Raw genomic sequence first — 15,982 nt, 5'->3', positions numbered from 1 at the left:
TTCAATTCTATATCTATTGAATATTTCCCCGCGCGAGGTGATTTACCCCGTAACACTCGTAACACCCGTAACAACACTTGATTTTATTAATATTTTTTAAGTGTGTGCCCGTAACATACCAGTAACATTCAAGTATGTACCCGTAACAATGGTTAAAAAGTCAACAAGGTTAAAGATAATGGAAAAATATTTACGCTTGTTAAATCCTAAAACTACAAATTTTGATGCAATTGGTGGTGGTAGTCATGGTTCAATCACAGCTCAGGATGTATGTGTGGCAATGAGTTATGCCAAACTCACACCACTCCAAGATAATTTGGTGCGCATGAAGTGCCTAGGTGCGAACTCACTCGAGAATATTGAAAAGTTTGCTACGGTACTTTTGGGTAAGTGTGATACTCGGCTTATGAATGCAGGCTTGGCGAATAGGTATCACTTGGCGGTTATTCGTGTTGCGCTTATTGAGTTTTGTAAAGTTCCAGCCAACTACAAGCCGACTGAGCGAAATCGTGAGGTTCTTTCGGGTTTTAGTGATTCAACTGTGCGAAAGCATCTCGCTAAACATATTGATGCAATCCTTGAAGACTTTCAGGATGAATATAAGTTAAGCGAAGAAAAGATATTTTTTCAGCTAAATAAATCTAAGTGAAATTAGATATTGACACAAAAGCAAACTTAGGTTAATTTTTCCCACAATGCAAAACTGTATTTAAAGCGCTGTAAGTTCTTAAGAGTCTCTCCCCAGAGGCTCTTTTTTTATGGCTGTATGTCAGGCGCGGGGCAGGGCATACAGTCTTTTTTTTAAGGATGACCGCATGGCAAACAATCAGATGATCGTTCGCATCTCAGTTCAGATGCCTAAACGTCGAATGGTATTGCTCACAGCGCTTCATGCAGTGGACAAGATCATTCAACTGAAAGCAACACAGAAACTGCGTGAATTAATTATTAAACGTTCCATCAAAGTTACTCCGGTGAAACATGAACAAAGCACCACAGAAAGCTAAGCGTCCATGTCTATCATCGGGCTGTAAAGACTTTGCATCGAACAAAGGATATTGCGACAAACATCAGAGCCGAGTGAAGCAACGTGATCGTGATCGCGGGACTGCACATCAGCGTGGCTATGATGCCGAGTGGAAAAAACATCGTGATCAATTCTTGTCGGAGCATCCGCTGTGTGTTGAGTGTCGTCGCAAAGGTTACGTGATGCCAGCAACGGTAGTCGATCACGTCATTGCACACAAGGGCGATAAGGATCTGTTCTGGGATAAAACGAATTGGCAACCGTTATGCGAAACACACCATAACATCAAGACTGCATCTGAAGATCGTGGTGCTTGGATGCCAGTGACAACCAAGGCAGTGAATGATCCAGATCGTAAGAGTCCATTCAAAGTCGGTGATGTATTAACGATTACAAACGATGTGATTCTTAGCCGACTTGGTTGTACTGATCAGGATCAATGGGAAGTACTCGATGTGCTCAATGAAAAGATTCTCGAAGTATCCAACGGCATGAAGATACAGCAACTGCATTTTTCACATTTTAAAAATATTCAAGGGGATATGGGGTCAAAAGTCTAAACCGACCTCCCGCTAAAGACCGCCCCCCCATGAAATTTTCTCTCCGTGAGAAAAAATCGAAAGGGAGGGGGGTATCAGAGGTGATTTATGACTGATAAAGATTTCACATTCCAAGCTGGATCTGAACTACTGCAACCGAAAGTTGCAGTAAAGGCAAAAATCCCGCCTAAGCCTGCAGGCTTGACCAAAGTTGCAAATGCAGTTTGGGAAGAGTTAGGACCAAAACTTGTTGAAGTTGGTCTGCTTAGTGAGGTGGATGGAGCCGCGTTTACATTGCTCTGCCGAAATATTTCTGACTATGAAGCTGTCTTGGCCAAGTTACAGACCGTCGATGACTTCGTTGATGAGACACCAAATAAATTTAAGGTCCAATCAGTGTGGTTCACATTACGGAACCGACTGCATGATGACATTTTGCGACTGTCCAAAGAATTTGGTCTGACTCCAGCTTCTCGAAGTGGTATGCGTGGTGCTCAGACGGATAAGAGTCAGCAATTGGGTCTTGGGTTTGAAACGCCTGAACCAACGAAACCAGAGAGTGCATTTACAGTGCGTAGACGATCATGAGCGAAAGAAATTATTTAGAAATCATGCACCAGTACTGCAAAGACGTGCAAACAGGTGTACGAATTGCGGGAAAGTTTGAAAAATTAGCAGTAAAACGTTTTCTAAATGATTTAAAACGCCAAGAAAACGACCACGATTTTCCATATTCATTCAGTGAAGAGCGCATGAATCATGTGTGCTCGTTCATTGAAAATTTGCATCACTGGAAAGGCGCTTTAGCACGTAAGCATTTCATCTTAGATCCATGGCAAGTTTTCGTTGTTGGTAATATTTTCGGCTGGGAAGATGAGGACGGTATCAGACGTTTTACTGATGCTTATGTCGAAATTTCCAAGAAAAACGGGAAATCGACCCTTGCTGCAGCCATTGGTTTATACATGCTATGCGGTGATGGTGAAGCAGGTGCTGAAGTTTATGCAGCAGCTGCCAATTATGACCAAGCAAAAATTGTGTGGCAGGATGCCAAACAGATGGTACTGCTGAATGCTGAATTAAGAGCAACATTTGGTATTGAAACGACTCAGTATGAGATCCGTTCGACCACTGGCAACGATAACAGTATTTTTCGGCCCATTGCGACAGACAAAGAAGGCAGTAAGGACGGTAAAAACGTCCATTGTGCCATTCTTGACGAAATACATGCGCATAAAGATTCTGAAACTTACGACATCATGGCAGATGGTGTCATTGCTCGTCGTGAGCCTTTGGTTTTGGGTATTACCACAGCAGGCAGTAATAAAATTGGGGTATGTTGGCGTGAGCGCTGCAAAGTTGTCGATATTTTGTATGGTAAAGATAATTTAGAGCGTTATTTCGGCATCATTTTTACCATTGATAAGGGTGATGACTGGCGCAATCCTGATGTTTGGCCAAAAGCCAATCCAAGTATGGGCGTTGCTTTTGACACGAATTACCTGCAAGGCAAATACAAAAAGATCAAAACCGCTGCTGAAGAAAGCCGATTCAGACAGAAAAGTTTGAATGAATGGGTGCAAGGTGCAGACAGTTGGATTGCTTCGAGTGAATGGGAGTTGATTGCAGATCCGAGCGTCACTGAAGATGATTTTAAAGGATGTATTTCGTTTGGTGGCTTAGACTTGGCAAGCAAAATGGACTTGGCAGGTTATGTGAAATGGTTCCCTAAACTGATTGATGGGCGTGTGCATTGGTATATTTTTGCACATCAGTACATCAACTCCAACGTGGTAAATCAAAGACGTGCAATGGACGGTCAGAAACGTCCAGATGAATATTTGGATTGGGTCGAAAGCGGTCATCTGATTGAAACGCCAGGGAACGTCACTGACTTTTCACAGATTTATAAAGATGTGATCGAAAGTCATTTGCAAGCCAATATGTATGAAATTGGTTTTGACCCGTGGAATGCAGCGCAATTCGGGCAGGATTTGATTGCCGATGGTTTAGAAGCAATTGAAGTTCCTCAAAAGGTCAATCCGTTGAGTATCGGCATGCGTTGGATGGAAGAGTTGATCCGTGATGGACGGCTTCATCATGATGGCAATTCCGTGCTGCATTGGTGTATGTGCAATATTGAAGTTAAAGAAGACAACAACAGCAACATTTTCCCACGTAAGCCTGACAAGGCAAGAAAAATTGATGCTGGTGTGGCTGCCATTATTGGTGCTACACGGGCAATGCTTTGGGATAAGTTGGACGTTTTCGATTTGGTGCCAGGTGAAGAAGATGGAAACATTGATGACTGGTTGAATGACATGATTAAGGTAGCGAAGCGATGAGTAAAAAGCGCGATAAAGTGAAAATTCGTGATAAAACCAATCGCGATAAGCTGAAGGTTCGGGGAACTGGACCAATGCAAGACAAAACGGGGACGACCATTTGGGATCGTCCCCGTTCTGGTTTTAAGACTGCTAAACCGGTGTCATTCGACAGTGCAATGACGCTCAGTGCTGTTTTTGCTTGCGTCAAAATTTTGACGGAATCTGTGGCCACATTGCCACTGCAGATGTACAAATTAAATGCGAATGGTACTCGTGCACAAGTCAAAGATCATGACGTGATTCGCCTGCTATACAACAAGCCGAACCGGTACCAGACGAGAGTTGAATTTTTTGAACAGTTGATGCTGAACCTGGTGGCTGGAAATGCCTACATCAAAAAAGATTATTCAGGCAAAAAGTTAGTCAGCCTGCAGGTGATCAACTCAGGATCGGTGGACCCAAGTATTCGGGATGATGGCACGCCATTGTATAAGTGCAAGATTGGCAATAAAACAGTCGAATATACCGATAATGAAATCTGGCATATCAAACTTTTTGGCACGGGTTTTGTCGGGATGTCGCCAATTGCCTATGGTGCACAATCCATCGGTATTGGCCTTGCAGGAGTGGACAAGACATCGCGGTTAATGTCTAACGGTGCCAAGCCGACTGGAGCATTGAAAACAGATAAATATCTGAAAAAAGAACAGCGTGATGCGCTGCGCGGTGAATTGGATATTTTGATTAATGGTGATGATGGTGATTTGGCTGTACTCGAAGGCAATATGCAATTTGAGAAAATCAGCTTGACCCCTGCAGACCTTGAATTGATTGAAATTCGTAAATTATCAGTAGAAGAAGCTTGTCGCTACTTTGGGGTCAATCCGATCTTAATTTTTAGCACAGATTCAAGCACGACTTGGGGCAGTGGCATCGAACAATTGGTCGATGGCTTTCATAAATTTGGATTGCGTCCTTATTTGGAGCGTATCGAAGAAAGTGCCCGAATTCACTTATTGCAAAGACATGAATGGGATGAATTCGAGTTTGAATTTAAGACAAAAGACTTGCTGAGAGCTTCTTATCTTGAGCGGATTAAATCCAATAAGGACAGAATTTTATCAGGTCAGGCAAGTCCGAATCAGATACGAATGGAAGAGGGTGATACGCCTGATCCAAATGCGGATTTCTTGTTAGTACCAGTCAACATGACTACTGCCGAACGAATGAAAAAAGGCAACTATGGAGCGAAAGCTGATGAAACAAAAACTGCTAGTGCGTAATAAGGCACTGCCAAATTTGCCGAAAGTTCAATGTCGGCGTATGCCAATTGCCGTGGATAACTGTCGATTTATCAACAAAGATGAAAAGACTGGGATTGTAAAAATTAGCGGTTATGCAGTGAAGTGGGACTCGATCAACTATTACGGTGAAAAATTCATTCATGGTGCGTTTGCTGAGGTTTGTGCTGCTTTTGCTGCAGGGACAAAAAAAGTTCACTGTTATTACAACCACGGGTGGAGACAGTGGTACGTTGATTCCCGTCTTCCGATGCGAGTGGGGAAAATTACGCTTCTTAAAGAAGATGAAACGGGCCTTTATGTTGAAATTGAATTTACGCCAGGGCTTTCGATTGCTCAGGATGTCGCTGCTATGGTTGTACATGGCACGATTGATGGCTTCTCAATTGCATTTTATCCACCAAATTCATTGGATATGGAAGATAAAGGCACACATGTAGAAATCAAACGTGCTGACATTTATGAAATCAGTGTCGTTGATGAACCGGCTGACAATGCTGCACGGATTATCAGTGATGAAGCGATTGAAGCAATTGAATCTGAAGAAGATGCAGAAGAGTTACTTCGATCAGTTGGTCTTGTTGGTGATTATGCCAAAAAGTTAATGGCTCGAATTTCTGGAATGCAGAAACCAGAGGAAACTCTGGCACCACCTGAATCTAAAAAAGATCCTTTGGCTTGGTTAGATTCTTAATAAAAATTGTTTAAACAATAACCCGCTTTGAAAGGCGGGTTTTTCATTTTCTATGCATGGAAAAACAGTATGAAAGCACTTTCGAAACAAACAGTAGCATTGGCTATGGCTTCAATCGCTGCTCAACAGTCTCAACCTCAATCACCATTTTTGGGGTTAAATCCACGTGATACCAAAACTGCCAAGGACTTTGAACAAGCTTGTGCCGATCTGGCTGTGCGAAAAAAACAGCTTGATGATTTGATTACTCGTTATCAGGATGGCATCAAAAAATTAGATGATTTACCTGACAATATTAAAAATGACTTAGAAGCACGCTCTAATGACATTAAGAAGTTATCTGGTGAAATTGAAGATCTACAACAAAAATTGGTAGATGGTGTGCAAAAGCGTGGTGCAAATCCAGATTCTGTTGCGGGTATTCTAATTCGCAATAAGAATATTGTAGACCAAGCTCAAGCAATTACCCGCGCCAAAGGCAAATTCCAGTTTGATGATCTGCATGCACGAAATATCGTAACTTTGGCGGGGCTAGGTGATACAGCACAATTTGCACAGACCTCCATTCCGACACCAGAGCGTGCTCTGACTTTATTGGATCTCATCGCGTTTACCCCAGTTCAAAATGAGCTTGTACCGCTATTCCGTGAATCGGCATTTGACATCATGGCGGATGAAGTTGCTGAAGCTGCAGAAAAGCCAGAATCAAATTTGGAATTTGGTGTAGTTGACCTTAAAACAGGTACGATTGCACACTGGATCAAAGTATCGATTCAGCTTATTTCTGATATGCCAGCGCTTGCAGCATATATTGAAGGCCGTATGGCTTACGGTGTACGCCTTAAACTTGAAGCGAAAATTGTTCGCGGTGATGGTCGTGTGTCCGGTGCTCGTTCATTCATTGGTCTGATCGAAGATGGTACGCATTTAACTGTTGCTGTAAAGGATACGGACACGGCAATTGATGTACTAAACCGCAGTAAATATAAAGCGGGTGCAGCTGGGATTCTGCCGGAATACATTTTATTGAATCCTGAATCGTGGGGTGCAATTGAACGTATTAAAGGCACTGACGGTCACTATGTATTTGGTGCACCAGGTGCGGCAGTTCAGCCAGTGCTTTGGAATTTGCCTGTGATTTTGACTGCTGCAATGCCAGTGGGTGGTTACTGGACGGGTAATATTACCTTAGGTGTTTCAGCATACATTCGTGAAGAAGTCGCAGTTGAGCTATCCACTGAAGATGGTGATAACTTCCGTAAAAACTTGTGTACGGTACGTGCAGAAATGCGTGCAGCTTCAGGTGTTTCAATTCCTGATGCTTGCGTTGCTGGAGATCTGCCAGCAATTGAAGAAATTGATGCGCCTGTGATTGTTGTGAATACTGTTGCAGAACTCAGCGGTACCGCTGAACCAAATAGCGTCATTATTGTACGTGTTGGCAGCGTAGCAAAAGCTTCAACAGTTGCTGATGCCACTGGTGATTGGAGTATCGAACCAAATCCATTGGCCGCAGCTGAGGAAGCCAAGGTCATTGCAGTACTTGGCGCAGCGGTTTCTGAAGCTGTGGATGTGGTCGGTCCAGCATAATAAAACTTTAAAAGAGAGCCCCTATTCAGGGGCTTTTTTTAACTCTTTTCATGTCGCAAAAAGGCTATTTTTATGAGTGATTTAATTGACCTCAACATTGTCAAAAAGCAGTTACGTGTCCTGCATAACCGTGATGATGATTACATCGGATTACTCACCAAAGCAGCTTTAAAACATATTCAAAATTTCTTAGATCGACCACTTGAAGAAGTGACGGTCAATGGTGAATTGCATGAAGATTTGACCATTGCTGCCTTGTTGATCATCACTGACATGTATGAGAACAGAGCAGCTCAAACAGAAGTCAATTTATACGTCAACCAAGCAGTTGAAATGTACATGCTGCCATACCGAAAAATGGGGGTCTAAATGTCAAAACGTTTAATAAAAAAAGCAGCGATGCTTTCAATTATTGCTCAAGAAGATGCTTTGAAAAAGGTTTTAGTTTTTCAAGAAAAGATGAAAGAAGGCACGGTTCCCGTTTCAACGAACTGTATTAAAGAACTTCTCGCAGAGATTGAGCATCATCTTAAAGAATCACTTGATTGGACAGCTGGCATCCATGAAATAGGGGAATGACATGCAATCAGGAAAATTAAACCAATACATTGAAGTTCAAAGTAAAAACCCTGTATTAAAACCTGATGGCAGTGGAGACCGTGAAACAGTATGGACTACCATCTTTCCTATTTATGGCCGTATTGCAGATGCTTCAGTTCGCGATTTTATTACTGCACGTAAAGAACAAAAGGTTATAGCAACTCGCATTGTGTTACGTCAGGATGATATTGAGCCAAATACCGACTGGACCAAGTGTCGTTTGCTTTGTGATGGGTTGTATTACCGCATTATTGCACCACTACGGGATAATAAAACTGGGCGTGAATATATTACTTTGGCATGTGAATTAGGGGCATATACATGGCAGGATTTGTAATTGAGGGTTTAGAAGATGCCCTTAAAAAAATGGATGAAATGACCAAAAATGTAGCCAAAAAACATGTAAAAAAAGCACTTCGAGTAGCTGCAAAGCCAGTTTTACAATCTGCTAAGGACAATGCAAAAAAAATTGATGATCCTAAAACCAGTGCTGATATTTCCAAAAATTTGGTTATACGTGCAGGTAAAACCAGTGATAAAAATTCGTCAAAAGTGCGTATTGGTGTTAAAGGAGGTGGTCAGTTTTGGCGAAGTAATAAAAATGTGCAACGTAAAGGCAAGCCACGACAGCCAAATCCGCATTACACCCCTGTGGAAAATGACACCAAACATTTTTGGCTAGTTGAGGTTGGGACATCGAAAACCAGAGCACAGCCCTATATGCGCCCAGCATTGGAATCTAATATTCAAAATGCGACAGATGCCTTTGCTGAAAAGTTACAAGCTGATTTGATGAGGGATATTAAATAATGCTTATTATCCCGCTATATGATTTATGTGCAGTCGATACGGAATTGGCAACATTGCTTTCTGATGGTGTTGGCTTAAAAGTTGGTGAGTTTGATGCCATCAACATGAATGATGCGCCTTATGTATGTTGGCAGATTATCAGTGCAGATCCAGAGCAGTATTTATCTGGCGTATCAGATATGGATGCGCTATATGTGCAAATTGATATTTATGCCACAGATAAAGGTACTACACGGAAAATTGCCAAGTTAGTGCGCAAAGCTATTGAAGAAAATTGTTCTATTGAGGATTTTACTGGCTGCGAGTTGGAGCCAGAAGTCAATTTGTACCGTATTCGGATTGAAAGCCGATGGTTAGAAGAACCTTAACTAAATGAAAGCCACCAAATAGGTGGTTTTTTATGGAGAAAATTATGGCACGACGTACACAGGGTACCGACATCTGGGTAGTTGATGAATCTAAATCCACACCAGGCGAATTTGAACTGGTAAAAGTTGTTGGGGCTTTGAATTTTAAGCCTGGTACTGATTCAAAGGAACGTATTGAAGTTACACCTTTGGATGAAGAAGAAAGTAAGAAATATATGGAGGGTGGTGGCTTAAAAGATACTGGTCAAGCAACATTTGAACTGAATGCAGATCCGAAAGAGGCTTCACATGGTCGTTTATACGATTTAGAAGTTTCAGGCAAGGAGCGTACTTTTATTGTGGGATGGGCCGGTAAAAATAAAGGTGAGGCAAAAAGTATTGTACCAACAGTGGAAGCTGCAACAGGTGCAGTGACCTTACCTGATGGTCGTAGTTGGAATAAATTCACGGGTTATATCGATTCTTTCCCGATGGATATTGATGCCAATACTGTAGTGAAAACTACAGTCACTATTCAGCGTAGCACCAAAGTTGAATGGATTCGTGAAACTGCTTAAACCCTAGCCCCGAAAGGGGCTAATTTTTTGGATTAAACCATGAAAAAAAAATTGAGCTTAGCCGATATTAAAGCAGGCATTTTAATAGATACACCCGAAAAAATAACCGTAGAAATTATGGTGAGTGGTGAGCCTTGCGAATTTGAAACCCATATTAAAATTATGGACTATTCAACTGCCATCGCTCAGATGCAAGCCAATCAGGAAAATAAGGAAGCATTGGCCAGTATTCTAGCGGATTGCATTGTAGATGAAAAAGGTGAACCTGAATTTACCGAAACTGAAATTCGTAAGCATTTTAGCAAGCCATTGATTGATGCAGTTTGGGCAGAAATTCTGAAGAAGAACTTTTTGGGAAAGGCTACAGCGAAGCCGAATTTGAAGGAGAAGAATTCTGGGCAGAGCTTGTCCTCAATGGTATTGGAGGCAGAACCATTGCCGAAGCCAAGCAAAGCCTTAGTCACAGAGAATACATCTATTGGTGGCAGTACAGAAAGCGCAGAGGAAGCTTAAACTTTGGACTGAGGTTTGAAGAGGTCTTGGCAGGATTGAAATTTATGTATGCCAAGGCAGAAGGCTTTCAGGTTGAAGATGAATATGACTTTTTACCGCACCACGATGCGCCTGAAATTAGTTTTGATGAGGCAATGCAGCAGTATGGTGTGGAGTAATGAAAGCTGCCTCAATGGTGGCTTTTTTATACGCAATTGATTATCGTGTCCTAAATTATAAATTTAGGGGGCACAATGGACTTTATAGCTTTAGATGTAGAAACAGCAAATTCAAACCCGAAATCAATCTGCCAAATCGGTATTGCCATTTTTAAAAATGGTGAATTAGTTGAAAGTTGGGGATCTTTGGTTAATCCACAATCTCATTTTGATGGGATTAATATGGCTATTCACGGTATTACACCAGAAGCAGTGAAAAATTCTCCAACCATAGGACAGCTTAAACCAAAAATAGATCAGCTAATTGGTGACAGTATTGTTGGGATTTATTCATGTTTTGACAAAATAGCCTTTGAAAGAAACTTTGATGACATTGATTACAATTGGCTCGATATCACCATGGTTGTTCGTAGAACATGGGAAAAAATTGCCTACAGTGGATATGGGCTTGCAAATGTTTGTTATTTGAATGACATTCAAATTGGCAATCATCATGATGCCGTGGCGGATGCGATAGCAGCTGGTCAGGTTTTAGTTTGTGCATTAAATGCAAAAAATATTCAATTAAATGATTGTAAATCTTTAATAAAAAGAAGAATCGGCTCGGTCATGGCACGTGGTGAAATGGTCGAAGGTAGAGCACCCTCAAATATCTTTATTGAGGGCGGTAATCCTGAAGGGGATTGGTTTGGTGATGTAGTTTGCTTTACGGGTGAATTGAAACTACCACGAATGGAGGCAAGCGTTATTGCCTCACAAATGGGTTTTAATGTAGGCACCGGTGTTACCAAGAAAACAAATTACCTTGTGAAAGGCCATCAAGATTTATTTAAGTTAAATGGTAAGACAATTAGTTCCAAGGAAGAAAAAGCTTTATCTTTAATTAAGAAAGGTCAGGATATAGTCGTTATTTCTGAAGAAGATTTCTTTTATATGATCAGTGCTTCTTAATAGATAAAAGGGGGACTTAATGAAATATTTGTTATTTTTATTGGTTTTTGCATCAAATTTAGTGGTTGCGGGACAGGAAAGAACATTAGACGAGCGTTGTGATGGCCATGCAAACTATGTCATGAAACTTTTAAAAAATAGATATCAAGGTGAGACTTTGACTGAACAGATTGATTTAGTTAATGAGTGGAGTGATCCAGTATATCGAGATGAAATCAAAAATCTTTTGTCAGAATTGATTTATACATTGCCAATTGAGCAGTCTCAAATAGATATTAAGTATCAGGCCTTGCATCTATATATTGCAGCATATAGAAACTGCATAAAAGAATATTCCTAAATTAGCTGAATGAAACCCCGTTTTACGGGGTTTTTTATTATCTGGAGAAAAGTATGGCTACAGCTTCATTGGGTCGATTAACCTTAGATTTAGTGGCGCAGATCGGTCAGTTTGTCGAGCCGATGAACAGAGCGGAACGCAAAGCCAAAGAATCGACAGATAAAATGGGCAAGGCTTTCTCCAATTTTAAAGACCAAATGAATCAATCATTGGGTGGCACTCAATTTGGTTCTGCTCTTGATGGTGTATTGGGGAAAGTAGACAGCTTGCGTGGTGGGGTTTTGGCTGCCAGTGGTGCATTGGCTGGCATGGCTGTTGGTGGCACAGCTTTAGCAATTGGTGGGCTTGCTAAGATGTCAATTGATGCTGCAAAAGCAGATGCTCAAATGGCTATGCTTGCTAATCGGGCGCAAATTGGTATTGAAAATTTCCAAATTATGACTGTTGCATCTCAGCAGTTAGGGATTTCACAAGATCAGCTCGGCTCTATTTTTGCAGATGTTCAGGAAAAATTGGGTGAATTTAGTGCAACTGGTGGTGGTGGTGCGGCTGACTTCTTTGATGCGCTTAAAAACAACACAAAAATGACCGATGCTGAGATAAAAAAATTTTCCAAAACGTTACAAGGAAAAGATGGTGTTGCAGCTGTCCAACTTTTAAAAAATAAGCTGGATGAGGTGGGTGCATCATCACAAGAACAACGCTTTGTTTTTGAAAGTTTGGGTAGCGACTTGGGTAATTTATTGCCGCTTTTTGCCAATGGCGGAAAGGTTATAAATGAATATGGCATTGCATTGAATGATGCAGGCGTGATTAAGTCACAAGAAGCAATTCAACAATCGCAATTACTTGCTGCACAGACACAAGCCATTAATTTGCAATTTCAAGGCGCAAAGAATCAACTGATATCGGGTTTTATGCCTGCATTGACAGGTGTTGCCGATGCAATGTTTGGCACTTCTAAAAATGGATTACAACTTACTGATATTGGCAGTGGTCTGGGTACGATATTTAAGTTTGTTGCATCCGTGGCAATTGGTTCTGGTCAAGCCATCAAAATGGTTGGACAAAATTTAGGTGGTGTTGCTGCTATTGCCGTGTCCATTTTAAGTGGTGATTTCAGAGCAGTTCCTGGTATTGCTAAGAATATGTTAGCGGATACACAAGACAGCTTTTATGATTTCTTCGCCAAAATGGATAAGATGTGGAATTTTACCGGTACGGTTGCCACCACATCATCTAACAAACTAGTTAATGCCAGTTTGGCTTTAGATGCGGCAAATATTAAAACCACAAGTAGTTTAAAAACTAATACCAAAGAAGCAGAAGAAAATGCCAAAGCCAAAGAAGCTCAAGCAAAGGCAATAGCTAAAGCTACTAAGGAACAGGCTGATTTAAACAAAATGGTTGGTGCTTCTGCACTTAGTGGTTTACGCATTAAAAGTGCTGAATCTATTGCTGGCGGTCAAGTTAAAGCATATACAGCAAATTTTGCTCAAATGGCTCAGTCTGCCATTGGTAGTTCTTTAACTCGTTTTACTGCATTTAATGACAGTTATCACAAGGGTACCAATAGTAAGCATGCTACAGGTAACGCTTTTGATTTTACGATTGATGATGCAAAAAAATCAGAACAGGCAGTGACTCAGCTTGAAGCATTGGCAAAGCGATATGGGTTTGTCGTTAAAGTCTTGGATGAATATAAAAATCCATCAAGTCGTGCCACGGGTGGACATATTCATGTTTCGGTTTTGGGATATAAGGGTTCAGCTGATGCTTTAAAAGAAGCAAATGCTGAATTGGATATAGTCAAAAAAGCAAATGAAGAAGCAATCCGTATTCGTGACGAGCGTGCTAAACAGCAGCTTTCAGTGGCTTCACGTTATGCAACTGAAGAGCAGGCGATGGCTGCTGATAATGAGCAGAAAATTAAAGACATTAATTTAGCATTTGCAGGAGATAAAACAGCTTTAGATAAGTACTTGAAACTTCAGGCCGATGCTTATCAGAAAGATGTTGAAGAATATCAATCGAAACAGATGCTGAAGTCTATTAGCGATAAAAAGGCTTTATTAGAGGTTCAGCAATACTGGATGTCTGCTGAAGACTATGCCCGTGAATATTACGCATTGGTTCGTGAAGAAATTCTCAACACAGCAGAATACTCACCTGAGATGAAAAATGCGCTAGTAAAGCAGGCGAATATTCAGCAGGGGGTAGAAGAAAACTCCAAGCGTGAACAGGTTTGGAGTGATTATCAGTCCATGATGGGGCTTGAAAAGTCTCCATATCAGCAAGACATAGATTTGCTTGCAGAAGCACGTGCGCAAATGTTGATTACTGAAGAAGAATATCAGCAGCAGCGCTTAGGAATGCAAATGGCTTATGGTGCTCAGTATGGTGCTGATTTTGCGGGCATGATGATGGGCTTAGTCGATTCTTCAAGCTCAGCTTATGCCCTTCTTGGCGGTATCCAAAAAGGTGCAGCGCTATTTTCAACTGCCATGAATAGCTACGCAGCTATTTCAGCTGCTTGGGCATCTGCACCATTTCCGTATAACTTGCCTGCAGTTGGTATTGCCACCATGGAGACGGGTTTACTTCAGGCTGCAGTATCTGCATTAAGCCCAGTAGGCTACGCATCTGGCGGTTATACAGGGCATGGTGGTAAGTATGATCCAGCGGGTATCGTTCACCGTGGTGAAGGTGTTTTAACTCAGGAGGAAATTGCTGCTTTGGGTGGTCCAGCTGGCTTTTATGCTTTACGTCAGTCTATTAAAAATGGCTTTGCAGATGGTGGTTTGGTACTTGATGCTCCTAAGTTGGAAAGCCCTAGAATGGCAGCAACACCGAAATATTTAGGGCAGCCAACAACAGCGCAGAATGCTATACCGCAAAGCCTTCAGATCAACAATATCTTAGATCCGAATATTGTAGGTGATTTCATGGGGACATCATCAGGTACCAAAACATTCATGAACTTCATTAAAAACAATCGATCTTCGATTAAGGCGATGATTGCATGAAATTAACAACGGAAAATTTTGGTGAAGTTATTTTATTAACTTCGCCAGCTTTGGTTGGAGGGACTGAAACATTAGGGTTTAAAACTGATGTGTTTGAGTCTAAAAATGGCACAGAAGTCAGAACTCCACTCAAAGATAAAGCCCGGCAAACGCTGGGTTTTTCTTCAGTGGCTATACGAAATGAAATTGCACAGCATTTCAATGCTCAATGGGGAGGAATCCGAAAAAACTGGGCAGTTCCCTTGTTTCAGGAATCTCAATTTGTTGGTGATGTAGCTCCTGAAGTTGTTGCAGATGGGGAGCCATTACCTGAGCAAACAGTAATTACTTGCAGAACTGATATTTATTCTTTTTATGAAGGTGGTCTTGCGTTACTCAAGAATAAAACTGAGCAAATACTTGTCGAGGTTCTAAGTGTTGCAAGTGACCGGATTGTTATTAAAAATGCAATTAATATTAAGGGTGCAAAGTTATATCCAGTGCGCTTGTGTTTTATCAATGGTGATATTTCACGTCAAATAAGTGGGATACATGTTCAAGCATCAATTACTTTTATTGTGATTGATGAACCAGAAGTATTGGAATCAGAACCAATTCAATTTTTAAGTCATGATTTGTATTTCTTCGGTCTGACTTACTCAGGCAGTGGTATGGACGCAACACTATCACAGCAACAAAACATGATTAATAACGAAGTCAGTGTGATTTTTCAAAACTCTGATTGGAATTTTGCACGATATTCAAAGCAGTACAGAGCAGTAATTCATAGTGCTGAAGATCTGTATGCATATCGGCAATTTTTGTTCAGACGTAAAGGGAAATACCGTCCATTTTGGTTGCCAACGTATGAAGCCAATATGCGCTGTAAAAGTACTGGCTTTATTTCATCGGTCATGTTGATTGAATCGGATCAATATAAGCAGCTCGGTGATGCCCGTAAACACATTGCAGTCAGAAGCAATCAAACGTGGACAGCACATACTATTACAGCATCTGCCCTGGTGTCAGGAAGTACTGTGCAAGTCACGGTATCGCCTGCACTGAATAAGAATGCTTCATCCATCGAACGAATCTCGTATTTGGGCTTGCATCGATTAGATGCTGATTCTATCGATTTGCATTATCAAGGTGCGGGAAATGTAGAAGTCACGGTACCCATTTTAGAAATAGGAGTTTAGGCA

The 15,982-nt window shown here is 41.3% G+C and carries 19 protein-coding genes; all 19 read left to right on the top strand.

Annotation, left to right across the window (positions count from 1 at the left end; all coding sequences use genetic code 11):
• The first annotated feature begins 178 nt into the window (after positions 1 to 178).
• The 19 genes from FTU38_RS02970 to FTU38_RS02875 all read left to right on the top strand — a co-directional run bounded on the left by FTU38_RS02970 (position 179) and on the right by FTU38_RS02875 (position 15,979).
• Entirely contained in the window at positions 179 to 649 is a 471-nt protein-coding gene (locus tag FTU38_RS02970; RefSeq protein ID WP_180110534.1) for a hypothetical protein, read from the top strand.
• A 166-nt stretch (positions 650 to 815) separates the two neighbouring features.
• Positions 816 to 1,007, top strand: a complete 192-nt coding sequence (locus FTU38_RS02965) for a hypothetical protein (protein WP_075167504.1) — start codon at positions 816 to 818, stop codon at positions 1,005 to 1,007.
• Positions 982 to 1,587 (top strand): HNH endonuclease signature motif containing protein, encoded by a 606-nt coding sequence (locus FTU38_RS02960; protein WP_180110533.1) that lies wholly within the window; start codon positions 982 to 984, stop codon positions 1,585 to 1,587. Before FTU38_RS02965 ends, FTU38_RS02960 begins: the two co-directional genes overlap by 26 nt.
• Before the next feature lie 87 nt (positions 1,588 to 1,674).
• The gene (locus tag FTU38_RS02955) at positions 1,675 to 2,154 is read left to right on the top strand and encodes a P27 family phage terminase small subunit (protein ID WP_075167502.1); all 480 of its coding nucleotides are present in this window, start codon (positions 1,675 to 1,677) and stop codon (positions 2,152 to 2,154) included.
• On the top strand, positions 2,151 to 3,911 hold the full coding sequence (locus FTU38_RS02950; RefSeq protein WP_180110532.1) for a terminase large subunit: 1,761 nt from the start codon (positions 2,151 to 2,153) through the stop codon (positions 3,909 to 3,911). The genes FTU38_RS02955 and FTU38_RS02950 overlap by 4 nt, the downstream gene beginning before the upstream one ends.
• Entirely contained in the window at positions 3,908 to 5,176 is a 1,269-nt protein-coding gene (locus FTU38_RS02945; protein ID WP_180031465.1) for a phage portal protein, read from the top strand. The genes FTU38_RS02950 and FTU38_RS02945 overlap by 4 nt, the downstream gene beginning before the upstream one ends.
• The gene (locus tag FTU38_RS02940; RefSeq protein ID WP_180110531.1) at positions 5,151 to 5,888 is read left to right on the top strand and encodes an HK97 family phage prohead protease; all 738 of its coding nucleotides are present in this window, start codon (positions 5,151 to 5,153) and stop codon (positions 5,886 to 5,888) included. The genes FTU38_RS02945 and FTU38_RS02940 overlap by 26 nt, the downstream gene beginning before the upstream one ends.
• Before the next feature lie 69 nt (positions 5,889 to 5,957).
• Positions 5,958 to 7,478 (top strand): phage major capsid protein, encoded by a 1,521-nt coding sequence (locus FTU38_RS02935; RefSeq protein WP_180110530.1) that lies wholly within the window; start codon positions 5,958 to 5,960, stop codon positions 7,476 to 7,478.
• Between the two features lie 72 nt (positions 7,479 to 7,550).
• Complete coding sequence (locus FTU38_RS02930; protein WP_180110529.1) at positions 7,551 to 7,847, top strand: head-tail connector protein; 297 nt, start codon at positions 7,551 to 7,553, stop codon at positions 7,845 to 7,847.
• Entirely contained in the window at positions 7,848 to 8,057 is a 210-nt protein-coding gene (locus FTU38_RS02925) for a hypothetical protein (protein ID WP_180110528.1), read from the top strand.
• A gap of 1 nt (position 8,058) precedes the next feature.
• Positions 8,059 to 8,415 carry a head-tail adaptor protein gene (locus tag FTU38_RS02920; protein ID WP_180110527.1) on the top strand — a complete coding sequence of 119 codons (357 nt, stop codon included), beginning with the start codon at positions 8,059 to 8,061 and terminating at the stop codon, positions 8,413 to 8,415.
• Positions 8,400 to 8,888, top strand: coding sequence for an HK97-gp10 family putative phage morphogenesis protein (locus FTU38_RS02915; protein ID WP_180110526.1), 489 nt, complete (start codon positions 8,400 to 8,402; stop codon positions 8,886 to 8,888). Before FTU38_RS02920 ends, FTU38_RS02915 begins: the two co-directional genes overlap by 16 nt.
• Complete coding sequence (locus FTU38_RS02910; protein WP_180110525.1) at positions 8,888 to 9,256, top strand: DUF3168 domain-containing protein; 369 nt, start codon at positions 8,888 to 8,890, stop codon at positions 9,254 to 9,256. Before FTU38_RS02915 ends, FTU38_RS02910 begins: the two co-directional genes overlap by 1 nt.
• 44 nt (positions 9,257 to 9,300) lie before the next feature.
• A complete protein-coding gene (locus tag FTU38_RS02905; RefSeq protein ID WP_180110524.1) occupies positions 9,301 to 9,813 on the top strand; it encodes a phage tail tube protein in 513 nt (170 codons plus the stop codon).
• A gap of 39 nt (positions 9,814 to 9,852) precedes the next feature.
• The gene (locus FTU38_RS02900) at positions 9,853 to 10,326 is read left to right on the top strand and encodes a phage tail assembly chaperone family protein, TAC (RefSeq protein WP_180110523.1); all 474 of its coding nucleotides are present in this window, start codon (positions 9,853 to 9,855) and stop codon (positions 10,324 to 10,326) included.
• Positions 10,327 to 10,559: 233 nt separating this feature from the next.
• Positions 10,560 to 11,435 (top strand): exonuclease domain-containing protein, encoded by an 876-nt coding sequence (locus FTU38_RS02890; RefSeq protein ID WP_180110522.1) that lies wholly within the window; start codon positions 10,560 to 10,562, stop codon positions 11,433 to 11,435.
• A gap of 19 nt (positions 11,436 to 11,454) precedes the next feature.
• Complete coding sequence (locus tag FTU38_RS02885; protein ID WP_179997223.1) at positions 11,455 to 11,775, top strand: hypothetical protein; 321 nt, start codon at positions 11,455 to 11,457, stop codon at positions 11,773 to 11,775.
• Between the two features lie 53 nt (positions 11,776 to 11,828).
• Positions 11,829 to 14,801, top strand: coding sequence for a hypothetical protein (locus FTU38_RS02880; protein WP_180110521.1), 2,973 nt, complete (start codon positions 11,829 to 11,831; stop codon positions 14,799 to 14,801).
• Positions 14,798 to 15,979 carry a hypothetical protein gene (locus FTU38_RS02875; protein ID WP_180110520.1) on the top strand — a complete coding sequence of 394 codons (1,182 nt, stop codon included), beginning with the start codon at positions 14,798 to 14,800 and terminating at the stop codon, positions 15,977 to 15,979. Before FTU38_RS02880 ends, FTU38_RS02875 begins: the two co-directional genes overlap by 4 nt.
• Positions 15,980 to 15,982: the final 3 nt, after the last annotated feature.

Source organism: Acinetobacter sp. YH12098, assembly GCF_013419235.1.
In the GTDB taxonomy this organism is placed as follows: Bacteria; Pseudomonadota; Gammaproteobacteria; order Pseudomonadales; family Moraxellaceae; genus Acinetobacter; species Acinetobacter amyesii.
Note: the sequence above shows the minus strand (reverse complement) of the source record. Positions and strands in the feature narration are given on the sequence as shown.

Bases quoted from the DNA above. Each gene is read 5' to 3' on its own strand.
- FTU38_RS02885 (WP_179997223.1), top strand. From the start codon at position 11,455: ATGAAATATTTGTTATTTTTATTGGTTTTTGCATCAAATTTAGTGGTT.
- FTU38_RS02955 (WP_075167502.1), top strand. From the start codon at position 1,675: ATGACTGATAAAGATTTCACATTCCAAGCTGGATCTGAACTACTGCAA.
- FTU38_RS02875 (WP_180110520.1), top strand. From the start codon at position 14,798: ATGAAATTAACAACGGAAAATTTTGGTGAAGTTATTTTATTAACTTCG.
- FTU38_RS02950 (WP_180110532.1), top strand. From the start codon at position 2,151: ATGAGCGAAAGAAATTATTTAGAAATCATGCACCAGTACTGCAAAGAC.
- FTU38_RS02915 (WP_180110526.1), top strand. From the start codon at position 8,400: ATGGCAGGATTTGTAATTGAGGGTTTAGAAGATGCCCTTAAAAAAATG.
- FTU38_RS02940 (WP_180110531.1), top strand. From the start codon at position 5,151: ATGAAACAAAAACTGCTAGTGCGTAATAAGGCACTGCCAAATTTGCCG.
- FTU38_RS02905 (WP_180110524.1), top strand. From the start codon at position 9,301: ATGGCACGACGTACACAGGGTACCGACATCTGGGTAGTTGATGAATCT.
- FTU38_RS02945 (WP_180031465.1), top strand. From the start codon at position 3,908: ATGAGTAAAAAGCGCGATAAAGTGAAAATTCGTGATAAAACCAATCGC.
- FTU38_RS02930 (WP_180110529.1), top strand. From the start codon at position 7,551: ATGAGTGATTTAATTGACCTCAACATTGTCAAAAAGCAGTTACGTGTC.
- FTU38_RS02890 (WP_180110522.1), top strand. From the start codon at position 10,560: ATGGACTTTATAGCTTTAGATGTAGAAACAGCAAATTCAAACCCGAAA.
- FTU38_RS02880 (WP_180110521.1), top strand. From the start codon at position 11,829: ATGGCTACAGCTTCATTGGGTCGATTAACCTTAGATTTAGTGGCGCAG.
- FTU38_RS02970 (WP_180110534.1), top strand. From the start codon at position 179: ATGGAAAAATATTTACGCTTGTTAAATCCTAAAACTACAAATTTTGAT.
- FTU38_RS02935 (WP_180110530.1), top strand. From the start codon at position 5,958: ATGAAAGCACTTTCGAAACAAACAGTAGCATTGGCTATGGCTTCAATC.
- FTU38_RS02965 (WP_075167504.1), top strand. From the start codon at position 816: ATGGCAAACAATCAGATGATCGTTCGCATCTCAGTTCAGATGCCTAAA.
- FTU38_RS02925 (WP_180110528.1), top strand. From the start codon at position 7,848: ATGTCAAAACGTTTAATAAAAAAAGCAGCGATGCTTTCAATTATTGCT.
- FTU38_RS02920 (WP_180110527.1), top strand. From the start codon at position 8,059: ATGCAATCAGGAAAATTAAACCAATACATTGAAGTTCAAAGTAAAAAC.
- FTU38_RS02900 (WP_180110523.1), top strand. From the start codon at position 9,853: ATGAAAAAAAAATTGAGCTTAGCCGATATTAAAGCAGGCATTTTAATA.
- FTU38_RS02960 (WP_180110533.1), top strand. From the start codon at position 982: ATGAACAAAGCACCACAGAAAGCTAAGCGTCCATGTCTATCATCGGGC.
- FTU38_RS02910 (WP_180110525.1), top strand. From the start codon at position 8,888: ATGCTTATTATCCCGCTATATGATTTATGTGCAGTCGATACGGAATTG.